At 71.2% G+C, this 20013-nt stretch carries 17 protein-coding genes; 9 read left to right on the top strand and 8 right to left on the bottom strand.

Features of this window, described 5'->3' with window-relative positions:
- Positions 1-24: 24 nt before the first annotated feature.
- Entirely contained in the window at positions 25-1008 is a 984-nt protein-coding gene (gene accD / locus RGI145_RS19250) for an acetyl-CoA carboxylase, carboxyltransferase subunit beta (RefSeq protein ID WP_075799649.1), read from the bottom strand.
- 227 nt (positions 1009-1235) lie between these two features.
- Here accD and RGI145_RS19245 point away from each other — a divergent pair, with 227 nt between their 5' ends.
- Positions 1236-3206 carry an AI-2E family transporter gene (locus tag RGI145_RS19245; RefSeq protein ID WP_075799648.1) on the top strand — a complete coding sequence of 657 codons (1971 nt, stop codon included), beginning with the start codon at positions 1236-1238 and terminating at the stop codon, positions 3204-3206.
- Positions 3207-3360: 154 nt separating this feature from the next.
- Here RGI145_RS19245 and RGI145_RS19240 read toward each other — a convergent pair whose 3' ends face one another.
- From RGI145_RS19240 to RGI145_RS19215, 6 genes are all read right to left on the bottom strand, one after another.
- Positions 3361-4185, bottom strand: a complete 825-nt coding sequence (locus RGI145_RS19240) for an alpha/beta fold hydrolase (protein WP_075799647.1) — start codon at positions 4183-4185, stop codon at positions 3361-3363.
- 69 nt (positions 4186-4254) lie between these two features.
- Complete coding sequence (locus RGI145_RS19235; RefSeq protein ID WP_075799646.1) at positions 4255-4716, bottom strand: GNAT family N-acetyltransferase; 462 nt, start codon at positions 4714-4716, stop codon at positions 4255-4257.
- 43 nt (positions 4717-4759) lie between these two features.
- Positions 4760-7090: an FdhF/YdeP family oxidoreductase gene (locus RGI145_RS19230; RefSeq protein ID WP_075800217.1), complete on the bottom strand. Its 2331-nt coding sequence runs from the start codon at positions 7088-7090 to the stop codon at positions 4760-4762.
- 441 nt (positions 7091-7531) lie between these two features.
- The gene (tldD, locus tag RGI145_RS19225) at positions 7532-8971 is read right to left on the bottom strand and encodes a metalloprotease TldD (protein WP_075799645.1); all 1440 of its coding nucleotides are present in this window, start codon (positions 8969-8971) and stop codon (positions 7532-7534) included.
- Positions 8968-11430, bottom strand: coding sequence for a sensor histidine kinase (locus RGI145_RS26135; protein ID WP_167668314.1), 2463 nt, complete (start codon positions 11428-11430; stop codon positions 8968-8970). Before RGI145_RS26135 ends, tldD begins: the two co-directional genes overlap by 4 nt.
- 26 nt (positions 11431-11456) lie before the next feature.
- Entirely contained in the window at positions 11457-12590 is a 1134-nt protein-coding gene (locus RGI145_RS19215; RefSeq protein WP_075799643.1) for a COX15/CtaA family protein, read from the bottom strand.
- Between the two features lie 51 nt (positions 12591-12641).
- On the opposite strand from RGI145_RS19215, the gene RGI145_RS19210 reads away from it, so the two are divergent.
- The 4 genes from RGI145_RS19210 to trpA all read left to right on the top strand — a co-directional run bounded on the left by RGI145_RS19210 (position 12642) and on the right by trpA (position 16837).
- Positions 12642-13535 carry a glycosyltransferase family 2 protein gene (locus tag RGI145_RS19210; RefSeq protein WP_472509237.1) on the top strand — a complete coding sequence of 298 codons (894 nt, stop codon included), beginning with the start codon at positions 12642-12644 and terminating at the stop codon, positions 13533-13535.
- Entirely contained in the window at positions 13532-14221 is a 690-nt protein-coding gene (locus RGI145_RS19205; protein ID WP_075799641.1) for a TVP38/TMEM64 family protein, read from the top strand. Before RGI145_RS19210 ends, RGI145_RS19205 begins: the two co-directional genes overlap by 4 nt.
- Before the next feature lie 523 nt (positions 14222-14744).
- The gene (gene trpB, locus RGI145_RS19200) at positions 14745-15962 is read left to right on the top strand and encodes a tryptophan synthase subunit beta (protein WP_075799640.1); all 1218 of its coding nucleotides are present in this window, start codon (positions 14745-14747) and stop codon (positions 15960-15962) included.
- Entirely contained in the window at positions 15962-16837 is an 876-nt protein-coding gene (gene trpA / locus RGI145_RS19195; RefSeq protein ID WP_075799639.1) for a tryptophan synthase subunit alpha, read from the top strand. Before trpB ends, trpA begins: the two co-directional genes overlap by 1 nt.
- Positions 16838-17250: 413 nt before the next feature.
- Here trpA and RGI145_RS19190 read toward each other — a convergent pair whose 3' ends face one another.
- Positions 17251-17511 (bottom strand): sulfurtransferase TusA family protein, encoded by a 261-nt coding sequence (locus RGI145_RS19190; protein WP_075799638.1) that lies wholly within the window; start codon positions 17509-17511, stop codon positions 17251-17253.
- 116 nt (positions 17512-17627) lie between these two features.
- On the opposite strand from RGI145_RS19190, the gene RGI145_RS19185 reads away from it, so the two are divergent.
- From RGI145_RS19185 to RGI145_RS19170, 4 genes are all read left to right on the top strand, one after another.
- Entirely contained in the window at positions 17628-18071 is a 444-nt protein-coding gene (locus tag RGI145_RS19185; RefSeq protein ID WP_027282479.1) for a Ros/MucR family transcriptional regulator, read from the top strand.
- A gap of 120 nt (positions 18072-18191) precedes the next feature.
- A complete protein-coding gene (locus tag RGI145_RS19180; RefSeq protein ID WP_051004856.1) occupies positions 18192-18659 on the top strand; it encodes a Fur family transcriptional regulator in 468 nt (155 codons plus the stop codon).
- Positions 18660-18706: 47 nt separating this feature from the next.
- Positions 18707-19504 (top strand): GNAT family N-acetyltransferase, encoded by a 798-nt coding sequence (locus tag RGI145_RS19175; protein ID WP_075800216.1) that lies wholly within the window; start codon positions 18707-18709, stop codon positions 19502-19504.
- 8 nt (positions 19505-19512) lie between these two features.
- On the top strand, positions 19513-19896 hold the full coding sequence (locus RGI145_RS19170) for a hypothetical protein (protein WP_075799637.1): 384 nt from the start codon (positions 19513-19515) through the stop codon (positions 19894-19896).
- Positions 19897-20013: the final 117 nt, after the last annotated feature.

The following is a 20013-nucleotide window of genomic DNA, read 5'->3' as shown; positions in this document are numbered from 1 at the left end:
TGGAGCCGGGCATGGGCGGTGGCCTCAGTCGCCGTTCGCCGGATTCTCGGCCGGCGCCGTGCGGGCCACCGCGACGGGGCGCGCCTGCGGCTTGGGTGCGGCGATATCGGGCGGCGGCGGCATCGGCAGGTCCGCCTCCTCCACCTCCAGCCCGGGCGGCAGGCGCTCGCGCAGCAGGGAGATCAGCCGCGCCAGCGTGGCCTTCATCTCGCCGCGCCTGACCACCATGTCGAGGATGCCGTGCTCCAGCAGGTATTCCGCCCGCTGGAAGCCCTCCGGCAGCTTCTCGCGCACCGTCTGCTCGATCACCCGTGCCCCGGCAAAGCCGATCAGCGCCTTGGGCTCGGCGATCTGGACGTCGCCCAGCATGGCGAAGGAGGCGGTGACGCCGCCCGTGGTCGGGTCGCAGAGCACGGTGATGAAGGGCAGCCCGGCCTCCTTCACCATGCGGGAGGCGATGATCGTGCGCGGCATCTGCATCAGGCTGATCGCGCCTTCCTGCATCCGCGCCCCGCCGGAGGCGCTGAAGATGATCAGCGGCGCGTCCTGCAGCACCGCGAGGCGGGCGGCGGCCACCAGCGCCTCGCCCACCCCGGCGCTCATCGATCCGGCGAGGAAGTTGAAGTCGAAGGCCGCGACCACCGCCGCCTTGCCCTCGATCGTGCCATGGGCGACCACCACGGCCTCGTCCAGCCCGGTCTTGGCCTGGGCCTCCTTCAGCCGGTCCACATAGCGGCGCTGGTCGCGGAAGCGCAGCGGGTCGAGCGGCGCCTTGGGCAGCTCGATGCGCTGCCAGCCGGCATCCAGCGTGTAGTCCAGCCGCCGCAGCGCGCCGATGCGCAGGTGATGGCCGCAATGCGGGCAGACATGCAGCCCGCGCTCCAGGTCGCGGTGGAAGATCATCTGCTCGCAGGACGGGCACTTGTGCCAGAGGTTCTCCGGCACGTCCCGCTTGCTGCCGAACAGGGTCTGGATCTTCGGCAGAGCCCAGTCGGAAATCCAGTTCATCGCTCAACTCCTCCGCGCGGGGCGGGAGTAGGCATCTCCCAGCGCCATGTGCAAGAGGCGAGTGCGGCGGGTCTGCCTTCCGCCCGCCTCCGCCCCCCGAACTCACCGGCGGAGAAACGTCGCAGAAAGCGAAAACCCCCTTCTCCCCCTGGCGTTGGCGAAGGGCCGGGCGCGCCATGACAGGCCGGGGCCGCCCGTCCCCCTTGGCCCGGCCGAGACGGAGCAGCATGCGCCTACCCGAAAGCTCCGGCGCCCGAGCCCGCATCCGCGCCGCCGGCCTGCCCAACGGCGGCATCGGCACGCTCTATGCCATCGTGGCGGTGGTCGGCATCCTCTACATCGCGCGGGAGCTGCTGGTGCCGCTGGTGCTGGCGACGCTGCTGGCCTTCGTCCTGGCGCCCGTGGTGCGGGGCCTGCGGCACTGGCGGGTGCCACGCATCCCCGCCGTGCTGCTGACCGCCTTCCTGGCCTTCGGCCTGCTGACCACGGGCGGCGTGATGATGGGACGGCAGATGGCCGAACTCGCCTCCGACCTGCCCCGCTACCAGGCCGCAGTGATGGAGAAGGTCGGTCACCTGTCCAGCGGCGGCATCCTGGAACGCATCTCCGGCCTGCTCCAGCGCCTGGGCGAGAATGTCGTGCCCCGTGCTTCCGCCCCGGCCTCGCCCAGCCCCGCCGCCGAGGCGGGAACCCCCATCCGCCCCCTGCCGGTCGAGGTCCACACGCCGGAGCCGGGGGCGCTGGAGCTGATCCAGAGCGTGATCGCCCCTCTGGTCGGCCCGGTCGCCACTACTGGCATCGTCGCGGTCTTCGTGGTCTTCCTGCTGCTGTACCGGGAGGACATGCGCGACCGCGTCATCAAGCTGGTCGGCTCCGGCGACCTGCAACGCACCACCGCGGCGCTGGACGAGGCGACGACGCGGCTCAGCCGCTTCTTCCTGGCCCAGGTGATGCTGAATGCCTGCTTCGGCCTGGTCATCGGCCTAGGCCTCTGGGCCATCGGCATCCCGAATCCGGCGCTCTGGGGCGTGGTGGCGGGGCTGATGCGCTTCGTCCCCTTCGTGGGTGTGATCATCTCCGTCGCCTTCCCGGCCCTGCTCGCCCTGGCGGTGGACCCGGGCTGGGCCACCCTGCTCTGGACCGTGGCGCTCTTCGCCGTGGCCGAGGGGCTGCAGGCCCAGGCGGTGGAACCCCTGGTCTATGGCCACAGCACCGGCCTCACCCCGATCGCGGTGCTGCTGGCCACGGCCTTCTGGACCTGGCTCTGGGGGCCCCTCGGCCTGCTGATGGCGATGCCGCTGACGCTCTGCCTCGTGGTGCTCGGCCGGCATGTGAAGCAGCTCGAATTCCTCGACGTCCTGCTGGGGGACCGGGAAGCCCTGGCGCCGCCCGAGGCCTTCTATCAGCGCGCCCTGGCCGGGGACGCGGATGGGCTGATCGAGCAGGCCGAGCTGCGCCTCAACGGCACTTCCCTGCGCACCTATTACGACGAGGTGGCTCTGCCCGGCCTGGCGCTGGCCCAGGCCGATGCCGCGCGCGGTGCCCTGAGCCGACGGCGTATCGACTGGGTACGCGATAAGGTGGACGCGCTGCTGGAGGATCTGGCGGACTACGAGGACGCCGTGGAGGACGAGGCGCCCCTCATGGAAGGGCCCGTGGCCCCCGCCGGGGAGAGCGGCGACAAGCCCCTGGCGGAACCACCCCCTTCCGTGCCGGCCCCCGTGGCGGAGGGCTGGGAGGCGCCCGGCAGCGTCCTTTGTATCCCCGGGCGCGGCCGCTTCGATGGCCAGGCGGCCTGCATGCTGGTCCAGGCCCTGCGGCAGCGCGGCTTCGGCGCCGGGATGGTGCCCAATGCCGCGCTGCGGAAGCCGGAGCCGATGGCCACCGCCCCTGACGGCACGGTGCGGGCGCTGTGCCTCTCGGTGGTGGCCGGCGGCACCAGCGGCGCCAGCCTGCGCTATGCGGTGCTGCGTCTGCGGCGGGACTTCCCTTCGGTGCCGCTGGTGGTCGGCATCTGGGGCGAGGTTGAGGCATCGCCGGAACAGGTGCTGCGCGATGTCCTGCCGCCGGAAAGCCTCGGCGACGGCACGCTGCATTTTGCGCGGCGACTGCAGGAGGCGGTGGACACCCTGATGCAGGCCGGCCCGGCGGCGCGAGGCCCAACGGAAGCAGAAGAGATCCAGGCCGCGAAGCCTTGACCGGGCGAGGGTTGCCACCATCCGCGCGTCGCGTCCGGCGTTGCGCTTCCAGGGGGACAAGGCTCCACCCTGTTCCCCTGGAACCCCCGGATGCTGCGCACCCTGGACCCGGTGGGTTGGCTCCTGCTGACGCTGGAGCGTGGGACCGGTGCGCCTATCCGCCGATGAAGCGCAACAGATCCTGGTTCAGCCGGTCTTTCTCGGTAAAGAACAGCCCATGCGGTGCGCCCTTGTATTCCAGCAGCCGTGCGCCAGGGATCATCGCGGCGGCACGGCGTCCTGCGGCATCGATCGGGACGGTGCCGTCGGCATCGCCATGGATCACCAGCACCGGCACGCGGATCTGCGGCAGGTCGGCGCGGAAGTCGGTTTCCGAGAAGGCGCGCACGCAGTCCAGCGTCGCCTTGGGCGAGGCCATGAGGGCAAGGTTGCCCGCCCATTGCAGCAGCTCGCTGCTGATGGAGAAGTTCAGCAGCCCGGCGCCGAAGAACTGTTTGCCGAAGCTCGCCAGGAAGGCCGGACGGTCCGCCTGCAGGTTGACGACCATGTCGTCGAAGACGGAACGGTCCACGCCATCGGGATTGTTCTCTGTCCGCAGCAGGAAGGGCGTGACGGCAGAAACGAGCACGGCCCGGCTCACCCGGCCAGACCCGCCATGGCGCGAGAGGTAGCGCGCGACCTCGCCGCCACCCATGGAGAAGCCCACCAGCGTCGCGTCGCGCAAATCCAGCGCGTCGAAGAGGGCAGCGAGGTCGTCGGCCATGGTGTCATAGTCATAGCCGGACCAGGGCTGGCCGGAACGCCCGAAGCCGCGCCGGTCATAGGCGATGACGCGGCAGCCGTTCTCCGCGAGGAAAGGCGCCTGGTATTCCCACATATCCGCGTTCAGCGGCCAGCCATGGACCAGCACGACCGGCTTGCCGGCGCCCCAGTCCTTGTAGAACAGGGGCGTTCCGTCACGGGCCTCGATGAAGGACATCGCATTCTCGCTGTCGATGGATGCTCCTGGAAACGAATGGCGGCGGGCCCGGTTTGCCCCGCGCCCCGTTCACATCAGCGCCTTGCGCAGGAAGACGCGCCGGAAGCCCTTCTCCTCGCGCCTCTCGACCTCCGCGAAGCCGCGATTCCGGTAGAGGACGAGGTTCGCCTCCATCCTCTCGTTGGTCAGCAGGCGCAGCTCCCGGAACCCCCGCCGCCGCGCTTCCGCCTCCACGAAGTCGAGCAACAGGCCGCCGAGGCCCTGCCCCCTGGCTTCCGGCTCCACGGCGATGTTGTCGAGCCAGAGATGACCGGGTTGGTCCTCGATCACCACGAGGCCCAGGATGCGCCCATCGCACTCCAGCACATGCGCCTGCCCCGCCACGATGCGGGCGGCATAGTCGTCGTCCATCGGCGCCGGGCGTCGCCCGATCACCGGGACGTAATGGGCATAGGCACGCTCCACGAGGGCGGCGAGGAGCGGTGCCTCCCCGGTCTGGGCGGGGCGAAGGACAGGAGCGGAGCCGGACATGCTCCGCATCCTGCCTGCCCCGCCGCGGCAGGGAAAGCGGCGATCAACCGGGCGGCAACCCCTCCGCCGGCACGCTGCGCCCGGAATGATGCGGCACGCGCGCGCTGATGCGCACGGGCACGGCCTTTGCCGCCGGCGTCTTGCTTTCCTCCGCATGGTGCGAGACGGGGATCAGCGTGTTGCATTCCGGATAATAGGCCGCGAGGCAGCCGCGCGGGATGTCGAAGCCGGTGACGCGCAGACCACCGAATTCCCGCCGCACACCGTCGCCATAGACGGTCGCGAGCGTCACCTCGTCACCGTCGGACAGTTCCGCCGCCACGATGTCCTCCGGATTCATGAAGACCACCATGCGCGTGCCTTTCACGCCGCGGAAGCGGTCATGATAGCCATAGACGGTGGTGTTGAACTGGTCGTTGGAACGCAGCGTGATCAGCCGGTACTGCTCCGGCCGGTCCTCGAAGCCCGTGGCCGTCAGCTTCCCCGGCACGCGGAACTCCGCCTTGCCGCTCTTCGTCTTCCACACCCGGTCGCGTGCCGGGATCGGCCGGTGGAAGCCGCCGGGGATCGCCATCCGGTCGTTGAAGCCCCGGAAATCCTCCGGATAGGTCCGCTCGATCGCATCGCGGATCAATCCGTAGTCGGCGAGCCAGGCATCCCAGTCCAGCCTGGGGTTCGGCGGCAGCGTGGCCCTGGCGATGCCGGCGACGATGCTCGGCTCGGACAGCAGGTCCGGGCTCGCCGGCTCGCGCTTTCCGAAGGAGGCATGGATGGTGGCGGTGCTGTCCTCCATGGATACCGTCTGGTCGCCCGTTGCCTGGCTGTCGCGCTCGATGCGTCCCTTGCAAGGCAACAGCAGCGCGACCTCGCCATTCACCAGATGCGAGCGGTTCAGCTTCGTCGCGATCTGCACCGTCAGCCGCATCTTGCGCCAGGCGGGCTCCATCCGGTCCCGGTCCGGGATGGCGCGCACGAAATTGCCGCCCAGGCCGATGAAAGCCCGCACCTCGCCCTTGAGGATGCCTTCGCAGGCCTCCACCGTGTTCAGCCCCTTCTTGCGCGGCGGCTCGAAGCCGTAGAGCTCCGCCAGCCGGTCGAGCGGCACGAGTTCCGGCTTCTCCGAGATCCCGACGGTGCGCTGTCCCTGCACGTTGGAATGCCCCCGCACCGGCGAGATGCCCGCGCCCGGCCGCCCGATATTGCCGCGCAGCAGCAGCAGGTTGACCAGCATGTGCAGATTCTGCTCGCCCAGCACCTGCTGCGTCAGACCCATGCCGTAGATGAACATCGCGGCCTTCGACTGGCTGTAGAGCTCCGCCGCCGCTTCCAGCGCCACGCGCGTCAGGCCGGATTCCCCGGTGATCCGCTCCCACCCCGTCTCGCGCGCGGCCTTCGCGAATTCCTCGAAGCCTTTGGTGTGCTCGCGGATGAAGTCGTGGTCCAGCACCGGTGCGCCGCCACTCTCCCGCGCCCGGTCATCCGCCTCGATCAGCCATTTGCACAGGCCCATCAGCGCGGCCATGTCGCCGCCCGCCTTCACCTGGTGGTACTGCTCGCTGATCCGCGTTTCCGCCCCCGTGCCCATCTCCAGCGGGCTCTGCGGGTTGGTGAAGCGCTCCCAGCCACGCTCGCGCAGGGGGTTGAAGGTGACGATCCGCACGCCGCGCCGCACCGCCTCCTGCAACTGATGCAGCATGCGCGGCGCGTTGGAACCGACATTCTGCCCGAAGGAGAAGATGCAGTCGCAATGGTCGAAATCGGCCAGGGTGATGGTGCCGACCGGCGATCCCAGCACTTCCTTCAGTGCCACCGAGGTCGTCTCGTGGCACATGTTGGAACTGTCGGGCAGGTTGTTGCAGCCGTACATCCGCGCCAGCAGGCTGTACATGTAGGATGTTTCCAGCGAGGCTCGCCCCGAGGCATAGAAGACCACGGATTTCGGATCGAGCGCCTTCAGCTCCTCCCCGATGATGCGGAAGGCTTCCTCCCACGCCACGGGCACATAGTGGTCGCTGGCGGCGTCGTAGCGCATCGGATGCGTCAGCCGCCCCTGCTGCTCCAGCGCGTAGTCGGACCAGCCGAGCAACTCCGTCACCGTGTGCTGCGCGAAGAAATCCGGCGGGGTGCGGAGCGAGGTCAGCTCCCAGGCCGTGGCCTTGGCGCCGTTCTCGCAGAACTCGAAGGGATGCGCAGAAGCGGGCTTGGCCCAGGCGCAGGACACGCAGGCGAAGCCATCCGCCTTGTTCTGCCGCAGCAGCGCCTCGCCGATCCCGGGCGTGACCTTCTCGCGCAGCATGATCTCGCCCAGCGACTTCGCCGAACCCCAGCCGCCCGAGGGACCGTCATAAGGGCCGATCGTGACGTCATCACCCATGAGAAAGCCCTCCGCGCCCAGCCGGTGACAGAAGAACCGGTGGAGCCGGGGCGCGGTTGCCGCCGGGCGCGATGACAGCTGCTTCATCCGGGGATGGCGTTCCTCGTGGCCCCCTTCGTGGGAGAGGCGCCGCCTCTCCCACACCCTCTCCGCCGGGGACCGAAGCCGGTCCCCGGACCCCGGGCTTGAGTTGGCTCCGCGTGGTGGCCGTCAGCCTGACGCCCCATCTCTGGGAGCAGGTGGATCGGCAGGGCTCCCGAAATGAAGAAAAGACACCTGTCTGCGCTGTCGGCACCCGCGGTCGCCGGAGAGCATGGCTCTCCGGCGCGATCCGGCGTCAGCGGGGGCCAGCGAACGGGGTCCAGGGCGCGCAGCGTCCTGGCGGATGGGGGGCTACGGGGGCGAAGGCGGAGCCTTCCCCCCGGGCCACGGGCGCAAACATCACACCGCCGTGCCGCCCACCGTCAGCCCGTCGAGGCGCAGCGTCGGCTGGCCGACGCCCACCGGCACGCCCTGCCCTTCCTTGCCGCAGGTGCCGATCCCCGGGTCCATGCCGAAGTCGTTGCCGACCATGCTGATGCGGGTCAGCGCATCGGCGCCGCTGCCGATCAGCGTGGCGCCCTTCACCGGGGCAGTGATGCGCCCATCCTCGATCAGATAGGCCTCGGAGGCGGAGAAGACGAACTTGCCCGAGGTGATGTCCACCTGCCCGCCGCCGAAATTCACCGCGTAGAGCCCGCGCTTCACCGAGCGGATGATGTCCTCCGGCGCATGCGCCCCGCCCGTCATCACCGTGTTGGTCATGCGCGGCATGGGGATATGGGCGTGGGATTCGCGGCGCCCGTTGCCGGTCGGCGCCACGCCCATCAGCCGGGCATTCTGCCGGTCCTGAATGAAGCCCACCAGGATGCCGTCCTCGATCATCACGGTGCGGGAGGTCGGCGTGCCCTCGTCGTCCACGGTCAGCGAGCCGCGCCGGTCCGGGATGGTGCCGTCATCCACCACTGTCACGCCGGGCGCCGCGATCCGCTGCCCCATCAGCCCGGCGAAGGCGGAGGTGCCCTTGCGATTGAAATCGCCCTCCAGCCCATGGCCGATCGCCTCGTGCAGCAGGATGCCGGGCCAGCCGGGGCCGAGCACCACGGTCGTTTCCCCGGCCGGCGCCGGACGGCTGTCGAGGTTCACGAGCGCCTGGCGCAACGCCTCGTCCACGGCGGCCTTCCACGTCGCCTCGTTCAGCACGCGGTCATAGGCGAAGCGGCCGCCGGTGCCGAAGGAGCCCGTCTCGCGCCGCCCGCCATCCTCCACCACCACGGCGACGCTCAGCCGCACCAGCGGCCGCAGGTCCGCCACGCCTGGCCCGCCGGGGCGCAGGATGCGCACCGCCTGCCATTCGCCGCTGATCGTTGCCATCACCTGCCGCACCCGCGCGTCGCGGCCGCGGGCATAGGCGTCGATGGCGGCCAGCAGCGCGGTCTTTTCGGCGAAGCCCATGGCGGCAAGCGGGTTGGCGCTATCGTAGAGCCGGGCATTGGTGCGGCGCGGCGCCTCCGACAGCGCGGCCATGCCCTCCCCCGGCAGGCCGCGCACCGCCTCGGCGGCCCGCTTCAGTGCCGCCTCGCCGATCTCCCCGGCATGGGCATAGGCCGCCCCCTCCCCACGCACCGCGCGCAGGCCGAAGCCCTGGGACGTGTCGAAGCTGGCCGCGCGGATGCGCCCGTCGTCGAGGCTGATCGCCTCGCTTTCCCGGTATTCGAGGAAGAGTTCCCCATCCTCCGCCCCGGCCAGGGCATCGGCGACGATGCGCGCCGCCCGGTTCGGGTCGAGGTCGCGGAAGAACAGCCGCTCGGTGGCGGCCATGGCATCGGTGGCGGCGCTCATGGCGTGGTCTCCGAAAAGGGTCCGGCGGGGTCGGTGGCGGTCCCGGCCTCGCCGCCCGGCCGGGGGCGGGGCGCCTCCCCACCGGACAGGGGGATCAGCAGCCGGGCGGTGGTGCCCTGCCCGGCGGCGCTGTCCAGCCGCAGCCGCATGCCCATGCTTTCGCTCAGCGTGCGGGCGAGGTGCAGGCCGAGCCCGGAGCCGCCATAGCGCCGGGCATGACCGTCCTCCAGCTGGGTGAAGGGCTCAAAGGCGCGGGGGATGTCCTCCTGCGCCATGCCGATGCCGGTGTCCGTGACGCTGATCTCCATCGCCGCCTCCCCTTCCGCCGCCCCACCGGCCGGGAGCCTCCCGGAAAGCGGTTCCCTGGGAAGGAGACGGGCAGCCAGCGTGATCCGCCCCCCCGCCGGGGTGAACTTCACCGCATTGGAGATGAGGTTCAGCAGCACCTGGCGCAACCGCCGGGCATCGGCCTGCACCGGCGGCAAGGCATCGGGCAGGTCCAGCACCAGATCGGTGCCGCCACGCCGCGCGGCGCCCAGCAGGATGCGGTGCGCCTCGCGCAGCAGCGGCCCCGGCTCCACGGGCCGCAGTTCCACGGCCCGCTCGGCGGCATCGGTGCGGGCGGTGTCCAGCAGATCGTCGATCAGCCCCAGCAGGTGCCGGCCGGCATCGTGGATGGCGACCAGGAAGAGATGCCGCGTGGCCAGATCCTCCAGCTCCCGCCCCGCCCCGGGCTCCAGCGGACCTGCCTCCGGGCCCCTGCCCGCCCGATCCCTGTCTGCCCGATCCCTGCCCGCCTGGCTGCCCAACCCGTCCAGCAGCGCTTCCGAGAAGCCGATCACCGCGTTGAGCGGGGTGCGCAGCTCATGGCTCATATTGGCCAGGAATCTTGCCTGGGCCCGGTGCGCGGCCTCGGCGGCGTCGCGCGCCGCGGCCAGCTCGGCGCTGGCGCGGTGCCGCTCGGTGATGTCCACGAAGGTCCGCACGAAGCCGCCATCGGGGGTGAGGTCCGTGGTGATCTCCACCACCGTCCCGTCCGCGCGGGTGCGGACATAGCGCCCAGGGCCGGATCGCGGCGTGGCGGCGGCACGGCGGATCAGCGCGTCCGCCCCCGCCCCAGGCGGGCCGAACTCGCCGCGCGCGATCTGGTCGTGCAGCAACTCGTCCACATGGGTGCCCAGCACCACCTGCTCGGGCCGCAGCCCACAGAGCCGGGCCGTCAGCGGGTTCGAGGCGACGAGCCGCCCCTGCCGGTTGAAGATCGCCATGCCGTAGCGCAGGTGGTCCAGCGTGGTGCGGAGCAGTTCCTCCTGCTGCCGCGCCTCCGCCTCGGCCCGGTGGCGCCTGGTGACGTCGGTGAAGACCGCCACCCGCCCCAGATCCGGCAGGGTGGAGGCGTGGATGTCGAAGACCCGCCCGTCATGCCGGTGCAGCGTGTAGCTCTTGCTCTGGTTCTGCTGCCAGATCTCGGCGGAGGCCAGCATAATGGCCCCCGGAGGCTCGCTCCTGTCCCCCGCCGCGCCGTGGCGCGCGATGATCTCGGCCAAGGGGTCCCCGACCCGGTAGTCCATGTCCGGCATGGCCTGACGGAAGGATTCGTTGACCAGCGAGATGCGCTGGTCCGGCCCATAGACCAGCACGCCCTGCGGCAGGGCGGACAGGATGCCGTCCAGCATGGCCGCCCGGTGGCTCGCCACGACCTCGGCCCGGCGCAGGGCGGTGACGTCGTCCACTTCCACCAGCATGCCGCCATCGCCGAAGGGCCGGCGCCGGATGCGCAGCACCTGCCCGCCCGGCCTCTCGCGCTGGTCGCTGAAGGGCAGATGGCGGGCCCCGGCCACGCAGCGGGCGGGGTAGTCGTCCTCCTCCAGGTTCTCGAACTCGCCCTGCGCCTCCATCAGGCGCAGCACCTCCAGGAAGCTCATCCCCTCCCGCACTGCCCCGGGCACGAGCCCGTTCAGCGCCGCATAGGCCCGGTTCGACCAGCGCAGCCGCCCATCGGCGCCATAGAGCGCCACCCCGGCCCCCAGATGCTGCAGCAGGTCGTCCAGCACCCGGCTGTGGTCCTGCGCCATCGCCTCGGCGCGGCGGACCGCGGTCATGTCCGTGACGATGTTGACCCGCGACCCGTCCGGCAGGGGATGGGTGCAGATCTGCAGCCACTGCCCCCACATCGTATGGAACAGACGCCGTTGCGGGCGGGAATGGTCGATCTGTCCGACCGCCCGGGCCCGTTCCTCCGGATCGCCGGCACCGTAGAAGCCGCGATAGGCCAGCACCCGGCGAATCCCGGTCACCGGCATGCCGGGGGTGAGGGCCTCGGGCGGCAGGCCGGACAGGTCCAGGAAGGCCCGGTTCACGAAGCTCAGACGGTCCCGCGCATCGACCACCAGCAGGCCGACCGCCAGGTTCTCCAGCAGCGCCAGAGCCGCCACGGGGGTGGCCACGGGGTCGGCCACCGGCACGCCTCCCGGGCCCGGGGCCATCACATCGCCTGTCGCGTAGGGGTCGGCCCGCCTTCCGCCGCGCCGCCGGGCGGGCGGCGCAGGGCATGCAGCGTGCCGAGCGCGGCGGTCAGCACCCCCACCGCCATGGCCTGATGCAGCGTGCCGAGCCAGGCCGGCACCACGTTCACCAGCGCCGCCACCCCCAGCGCGTACTGCGCCAGCGTGGCCAGGGCCAGGGCGCCGATCCACCAGCGCGCGCGCCGCGCCCCGGCCGTGTCGCGCGGCAGGGTGGAAAGCCCGTACCAGGCGGTGGCGATGGCCAGCAGGCCGGTGAACGTGGCCAGCAGCCGGTGGTTGAACTGCACCGAGGCCACGTTCTCGAACAGGTTCCTCCAGGCGGGCGAGAGAAAGAGGTAGCCGTCCGGCACCCACTGGCCCGCCATGAGCGGGAAGGTGTTGTAGTCGAACCCCGCCTTGATCCCGGCCACGAAGCCGCCGGCCAGCATGGTCAGCCCGGCCAGCCCCGCCGTGGCATGGGCGAGACGCCGCAGCACCCGCCCGCCCCCCGGCGCCTTGCGTTCCGGATGCAGCAGCCCCAGCGCGGTCCAGGCCAGCACCGCATAGAGCACCAGCGCCAGCGCCAGATGGATCACCAGCCGCCAGGGGGAGACGGCGGTACGGTCGGCCTCGAAGCCCGAGGCCACCATGAACCAGCCCACCGCCCCCTGCAGCCCGCCCAGCGCCAGCAGCAGCAGCAGCCGCCCGCCCAGCCCGGCGGGGATGCGCCCCCGCGCCCAGAACCAGATCAGCCCGCCGGCGAAGACCAGCCCGATCATCCGCCCCCAGAAGCGGTGGGTCCATTCCAGCCAGAAGATCCCCTTGAACCCCGCCAGCCCGAAGCCCTGGTTCACCAGCTCGTATTGGGGGATGGTGCGGTAGAGGTCGTAGAGGCGCTGCCACTCCGCCTCGCTCAGCGGCGGCAGGATGCCGCGGACCGGCGCCCATTCCATGATGGACAGGCCGGAACCGGTCAGGCGCGTGGCGCCGCCGAGCGCCACCATGACCCAGACCATGGCGGCGACCAGGATCAGCCAGAGGGCGACGGCGCGGCGGTTCCGGGCCAGGACGTCCTCGCGGGACGGGGCGTGCGGATCGAAGGGCATGGCGGCCATTATAGTCTTCCCCTGGACCGCGTGCCGACCCCCTGCTAGGCCGCAGCCCCCATGTCCCCGGCTCAAAACGCCAATCCCAGGGCCGCCCCCGCGATGACCGCCAGCCCCTCCGCCGCGCCGACCGGCTTCCCGATTGGCCTCCCGCCGGGCCCGGCCCCCGCCATTTCCGTGGTGGTCCCCATGCGCAACGAGGGTCCGAACGTCGCCCCGCTGGCGGCCGAGATCGCGGCCGCCCTGGCCGGCGTGCCGCACGAGATCCTCTGCGTGGACGACGGCTCCTCCGACGACACGGCGGCCCGGATCGACGCCGCCGCCGCCTCGGGCCTCGCGGTGCGGCGGATCAGTCATGCCCGCTCCTGCGGCCAGTCCGCCGGGGTGGTGACCGGCGTGCGCCACGCCCGCGCCCCCTGGATCGCCACGCTGGACGGCGACGGCCAGAACGACCCGGCCGACATCCCGAAGCTCTGGGCCAGGGCGCGGCAGGAGAACCCGGCGGAAGGCCTGCCGGGACAGGCGGTGCTGGTCGCCGGCTGGCGCACCACCCGCAAGGACACGGCGGTGAAGCGGCTGAGCAGCCGCATCGCCAACCGCGTCCGCGCCCGCCTGCTGGGCGACGCCACCCCGGACACCGGCTGCGGGCTGAAGGTCTTCCCCCGTGCGCTTTTCCTGGAGCTGCCGCCCTTCGACCACATGCACCGCTTCCTGCCCGCCCTGACCATCCGCCAGGGCGGCCGCGTGGTGAGCGAGCCGGTGAACCACCGCCCCCGGACGCGCGGCGTCTCCAACTACGGCACGCTGGACCGGCTGGCGGTGGGGATCGTGGACCTGCTGGGCGTGATGTGGCTGCAGCGGCGCTGGAAGCGCCCTCAGGTGGCCCATGCAGCACCGCTGCCCGCCACGCCGGCGGAACCCGCGCCGCCTCCGGCCGCCCCCGCGCAGCCGTGACACTGCCCGACCGCTCGCGCGGCCCGCTGCGCTCCGTCTTCCGCCTGCTGCTGCTGGCCCTGGGCCTCGCTTTGGCCGGCTGGGTGCTGCGCGAGCTGGGCGAGGACCACGGCATCGCCTTCATGAGCGCCCAGATGCGCGGCGGCGGCCTCTGGGCGGAAACCCTCTTCGTGCTGGTCGGTGCCGTCGCCACCGCCGTCGGCGCCCCGCGCCAGGCCGTGGCCTTCCTCGGCGGCAGTGCCTTCGGCGCCCTGGCGGGGGGCGGCCTCTCCATGCTGGCCCAGGTGCTGGGCTGCGCCCTGGGCTATGGCTGGGCCCGGGTGATCGGGCGGGAATGGGCGGCACGGCGGCTGGCCGGGCGCTTCGGCCGGCGCCTCAAGCCGGTGCACGACGTGCTCGCGGGCTCGCCCTTCGGTGCCACCCTGGCGCTGCGCCTGCTGCCCGTCGGCAACAATCTCGCCCTCAACCTGCTGGCCGGCCTGTCCGGCGTCGCGGCGGGCCCCTTCCTGCTTGGCTCGGCCATCGGCTACGTCCCGCAGACGGCGGTCTTCGTGCTGCTGGGCGAGGGCGTGGCGGTGAACCAGGGCACCCAGATCGCCCTGGGCGTGGGGCTCTTCGCGCTTTCCGCCCTGCTCGGCTGGTGGCTGCTGCGGCGCCACCGGGCCGGCCGGGCGATCGAGGGCTGAACCCGCATGGCACGGCGCCCCCGCCGGGCCGGCCAGGGCGCGGCCCGTTTTGCCAGAGCCTGACACGGCTTCCGTTCCGGCCTCGCCCTTCGCGGGCCCCGGGAGAGGCGCTGCCTCTCCCGAACCCTCTCCGCTGGGGACCGAAGCCGGTCCCCGGACCTCGGGCTTGAGTTGGTTCCCGCGGCAGCCGTAGCCCGCGGCCCGATCCCGGAGAGCAGGTGGATCAGCGGGGCTCCCGAAGAGAAGAAAAATACATGATCCGCGCTGGTGGCGACCGCAGTCGCCGGAGAGCCATGCTCTCCGGCGCGACCTGGCCACAGCCGGTGCCAGCGAATGGGGTCCAGGGCGCGCAGCGTCCTGGCGGATGGGGGGGTCCGGGGGCGAAGGCAGAGCCTTCCCCCCGGGGACAGCGCAACGCCGGACGGCAAGCGTGCCGGCTGGTGCCACACCAGCCCCACCTTTCCTGCCCTGTCGCAATCCGTTCGCGCGCGCTATCTGCTCTCTGGACCAGAGGACGCCCCCGATGAACGAGACCCTGCCCAACAGCCTGCGCTCCGGCCCCGACAGCCGCGGCCGCTTCGGCGGCTTCGGCGGCCGTTTCGTGGCCGAGACGCTGATGCCGAACATCCTGGAGGTCCAGGCCGCCTATGACGCGGCGCGCAAGGACCCGTCCTTCGAGGCGGAGTGGCGCCTGCTGCTGAAGGACTATGTGGGCCGGCCCTCGCCCCTCTGGTTCGCGGAACGGCTGACGAAGCACCTGGGCGGCGCCAAGGTCTATCTGAAGCGCGAGGAGCTGAACCACACCGGCGCGCACAAGATCAATGCCGTGCTCGGGCAAATGCTGCTGGCCAGGCGCATGGGCAAGACCCGTGTGATCGCCGAGACCGGCGCCGGGCAGCACGGCGTGGCCACCGCCACGGCCTGCGCCCTGTTCGACCTGCCCTGCACCGTTTTCATGGGCGCCACGGATGTGGAGCGGCAGAAGCCCAACGTCTTCCGCATGAAGCTGCTGGGCGCGGAAGTGGAATCCGTGACCTCCGGCGCCGCGACGCTGAAGGACGCGATGAACGAGGCGCTGCGCCACTGGGTCGCGCATGTGCACGACACCTATTTCTGCATCGGCACGGTGGCCGGCCCCGCCCCCTATCCGGAGATGGTGCGCGACTTCCAGTGCGTGATCGGCGACGAGGTGCGGGAGCAACACATGGCGCTGGAAGGCCGCCTGCCGGACGCGCTGGTCTGCGCCGTGGGCGGCGGCTCCTCGGCCATGGGCCTGTTCCACCCCTTCCTCGACGATGAATCCGTGCAGATCTACGGCGTCGAGGCGGCAGGGCGCGGCATCGAGAGCGGCGAGCACGCGGCGACCATCAACGGCGGCCAGCCCGGTGTGCTGCATGGCAACCGCACCTACCTGTTGCAGACGCCGGAAGGCCAGATCACCGAGGCGCATTCCATCTCCGCCGGGCTGGACTATCCCGGCATCGGGCCGGAGCATTCCTGGCTGCACGAGATCGGGCGCGTGCAATACGTCTCCGCCACCGATGCGGAGGCGCTGGAGGCCTTCCAGCTCTGCTCGCGGCTGGAAGGCATCATCCCCGCCCTCGAATCCGCGCATGGGCTGGCGCATGTCATGAAGCTGGCGCCTACCATGCGTCAGGACCAGACCATCGTGCTGAACCTCAGCGGGCGTGGCGATAAGGACATCTTCACCGTGGCGCATCACCTGGGGGCCGAGATCTGATGACCGCGCAGCACAAGGACCACCAGCGCCAGGATCATCACCGCGCGGGCCGCATCGCCGCCCGCTTTGCCGCGCTGAAGGCGCAGGGCAAAGCGGCGATGATCCCCTACCTGCAGGCCTACGACCCCGACCTGGACACCTCCCGCGCCCTGCTGGCCGGCCTGCCGGCGGCGGGCGCGGATCTGATCGAGCTCGGCGTGCCCTTCACCGACCCGGCGGCCGACGGCCCCGCGATCCAGCGCGCCGGGCTGCGCGCGCTGAAGGCCGGCGCCACCCTGGCGGGGGTCCTGGAGATGGTGCGCGGCTTCCGCGCCGCCGAGGACGCGGTGCCCGTGGTGCTGATGGGCTACCTGAACCCGATCCTGGCCTATGGCGCCGAGCGCTTCTGCGCCGATGCCGCGGCAGCCGGGGTGGACGGGCTGATCGTGGTGGACATGCCGCCCGAGGAAGCGGACGAGCTGGCGCCCTTCGCCACGGCGCAGGGGCTGGACCTGATCCGGCTGATCGCCCCCACCACGGACGACGCCCGCCTGCCCTATGCCCTCGATGGCGCGGGCGGCTTCGTCTACCATGTCTCCATCACCGGCATCACCGGCACACGCTCCGCCGCGGCGGAGGAGCTGCGCCGCAATGTCGGCCGTATCCGCGCCGCGACGGCGCTGCCGATCGGCATCGGCTTCGGCATCCGCACGCCGGAACAGGCGGCCGAGGCGGCGCGCGTGGCCGATGCGGCGGTGGTGGGCACGGCGCTGGTCGAAACCCTGGCCTCCACGCTCGATTCGGAGGGCCGCGCCGGGCCGGAGACGGTGCGCAGGGTGCACGACCATGTGCGCGCCCTGGCCGAAGCCGTCCACGAGGCTCGCGTCCCGGCCTGATCCGGCATGGCGGCTTTTCGCCACCGTTCCTGCCCGCGCACTTGGTGTTCAACCCCCGAGGGCGAGGCTCCGCCTCGCCCCCGAGACCCCCACACCGCCCATGACCATGGTGGGGGACCGAAAAGCCGGTCCCCGGGTCCCGGGGCTTTCGTTGGTGCCTGTGGCAACCGTCAGCGGGGCTCCCGAAGAAGAAATCACCATTTCCTTGCTGGCGGCACCGGCAGTCGCCGGAGAGCCTGGCTCTCCGGCGCGATCCGGCGTCAGCAGGCGCCAACGAATGGGGTCCAGGGTCCGCAGGATCCTGGCGGATAAGGGGGGTCCGGGGGGAAAAGGCGGAGCCTTGTCCCCCCGGGGGGCAGCGCGACGCCAGATGTGATGCGTGGCCAGCGCCGCACGAAGCCGGAACTGCTCCGTCAGCCCCCGCGGCGAAGCCAGAGCCGTACCAGCCCGTCCCCCGCCTCGTCCTGCGACAGGACCTCATGGCCCTGCTCCACCGCCGTGCGGGGCACGTTCCGCACCGGTTCGGCGCCGCGCATCTCCACCAGAAGAACCTGTCCCGGCGCCATGCGATCCAGGGCGAGGCGTGTCCGGACGAAGGTCATGGGGCAAGTGTCGCGTGTGATGTCGATACGCGAATCATAGTCGAGCAACTCTTCTTCACCTGAACTGATCATGAAACCTCCTGTTGTTTTTCTGCCCGGCCACGTCTATTTAGGTTCGTGCAGGTTCCCGCCAAATTCCAGAGATATTGTGCGGGTGATCCGGGACTATGATCTCAAGGAGAGTCAACATGGCCGATGCGCCGGCCCAGGAAGAGACACGTGGCGACGTACTGGCTCTGACGGCTCAGATCGTCGCAGCACACGTCTCCAACAACAGTGTCCAGCACAATGACTTGCCCGGGCTGATCACGGAAGTCCACCGCGCGCTCCTCGGTCTTGGCAAGCCGGCCGAGCCGGCGCCGGTGACCCGCCCGGAACCTGCCGTGCCGGTGAAGAAGAGCATCACGCCCGACTATCTCGTCTGTCTCGAGGACGGCAAGAAGCTCAAGATGCTCAAGCGGCACCTGATGACGCACTACAACCTGACGCCCGAGCAGTACCGCGAGCGCTGGGGCCTGCCGCCGGACTATCCGATGGTCGCCGCGAACTATGCCCAGCACCGCTCCTCCCTGGCCAAGAGCATCGGCCTGGGAACGCGCCCGCGGGGCCGGAGCCGCCGCGCGGGCGGCTGAGACGCCACAGCATGACGGGTGTCGCCGACCCGTCATGTTTGCCGTGGAGGGCCAGGGGTGGGTAATGTGCCGCCTGGACGGCCCTTCCCGCTCCGCCGGGGACAAGACTAGAACGGACGCATGGACGCAGCACGCCCAGACCCCTCCCGCATCGAGCGCCTCTGCGTCGAGCGCGGGCTCAAGATGACCGGCCAGCGCCGGCTGATCGCGCGCGTGCTGAGCGAGGCCCAGGACCACCCGGATGTCGAGGAGGTGTACCGCAGGGCGCTCGCCATCGACTCCAAGGTCTCCATCGCCACCGTCTACCGCACCGTCCGGCTGCTGGAGGAAAAGGGCATCCTGGAGCGCCATGACTTCGGCGGCGGCCGCGCCCGCTATGAGCCGACGGACCATGGCCATCATTACCACCTGATCGATGTCGACTCGGGCAAGGTGATCGAGTTCGAGGACGCCGCGCATGAGCGCCTGGTGCAGGAGATCGCCGCGCGGCTCGGCTTCTCCCTGATCGGCCAGCGGCTGGAACTCTTCGGCCGCAAGCCCAAGGGCGAGGCCCTGGCGCGGCAACGGGATACGGACGGCGAAGGATGAGCGTGGTCCAGGGGGTGATCCGTGACAAATTCCATGGCCCCCCTCCCATGACCGATGCCGGCTTCGGAGAGCTGCGCGCCGGCGAGCTCGGTGTGCGGATCGCGGCACGGGACTGGGAGATCGAGGCCGCCCAGGCCCTGCGCTGGAAGGTCTTCTACGAGGAGATGGGCGCGCGTCCCACGCCGGACATGCGCCCCGGCCGCGATGTCGATGCCTATGACGCGGTGGCGGACCACCTGCTGGTGGTGGACCACAGCCTCGGCGAAGGCCCGGAATCGGTGGTCGGCACCTACCGCCTCATCCGGCGCGAGGCCGCGTCGCTGATCGGCCGCTTCTACTCCGCCGACGAGTACGACCTCACCCCGCTGCTCGACCTGCCGGGGCAGATCCTCGAACTGGGCCGTTCCTGCGTCGGGGAGAACCACCGCACGCGCGGCAGCCTGCAGCTCCTCTGGCGCGGCATCGCCGCCTATGTGCACAAGCACCGGGTCGAGGTGATGTTCGGCTGCGCCTCCCTGCCCGGCACGGACCTGGACGCGCTGGCGGAGCCGCTGACCTATCTCGCCCTCAACCATATGGCGCCGCCGCACCTGCGGCCCCGCGCCCTGCCCGACCGCTACGAGAGCATGGTGCGGCTCGATCCGTCGCAGGTCGGCCGCCACGCGCTGGCGGACCTGCCGCCGCTGGTGAAGGGCTATCTGCGTCTCGGCGGCTTCGTCGGCGACGGCGCCGTGGTGGATCACCAGTTCAACACCACCGATGTCTGCGTCGTGGTGAAGACCGACCAGGTCACCGAGAAGTACTTCAAGCATTACGAGCGCAAGGCGGGCTGGAACTCGGAATAGCACCGGCCATGCGCCGCCGCGCCCTTGCCCTGCTGGCGCTGCTTCCTTTCCTCCCACCCGCCGCCCGGGCGCAGGACGCCCCGCACGATTCCTCGGCGCAGCTCGTCGGAACGCTGATCCGTCACATCGCCCCCTGCCGCGGCGACGTGCCCGTGCCGCCGGATGCCGTGCTGGAATTCGAGATCCAGGTGGATGCCTCGGGCCGCGTGCTGGCCGTCCGCCCCGCCTATCGCCGCCCGCCCATGCGCCAGGAGCTTCGCCCCCTCTACGAGGACCTGCGCCACGCTCTCTTCGACCCGCGCTGCGGCTCCCTTCCCCTGTCGCGCGCGCAGATCCTCCTGCTCAACCGCAGCATCCTGGTGTTCTACGGCAGCGCCCTGCGGCGGAGCTGAGGGCGGGCGCTCCCCCGGGGACGACTCCGCCCGGTGCCAGACGCCCGGGGCACCGCCTGCCTCCGGGGGCCTGCCCGGCGGCGGGGCCCCTTCCCCTGGCGGCGCCGAGCGCCCAAC

The sequence above is a fragment of the Roseomonas gilardii genome, assembly GCF_001941945.1.
GTDB lineage: Bacteria > Pseudomonadota > Alphaproteobacteria > Acetobacterales > Acetobacteraceae > Roseomonas.
Note: the sequence above shows the minus strand (reverse complement) of the source record. Positions and strands in the feature narration are given on the sequence as shown.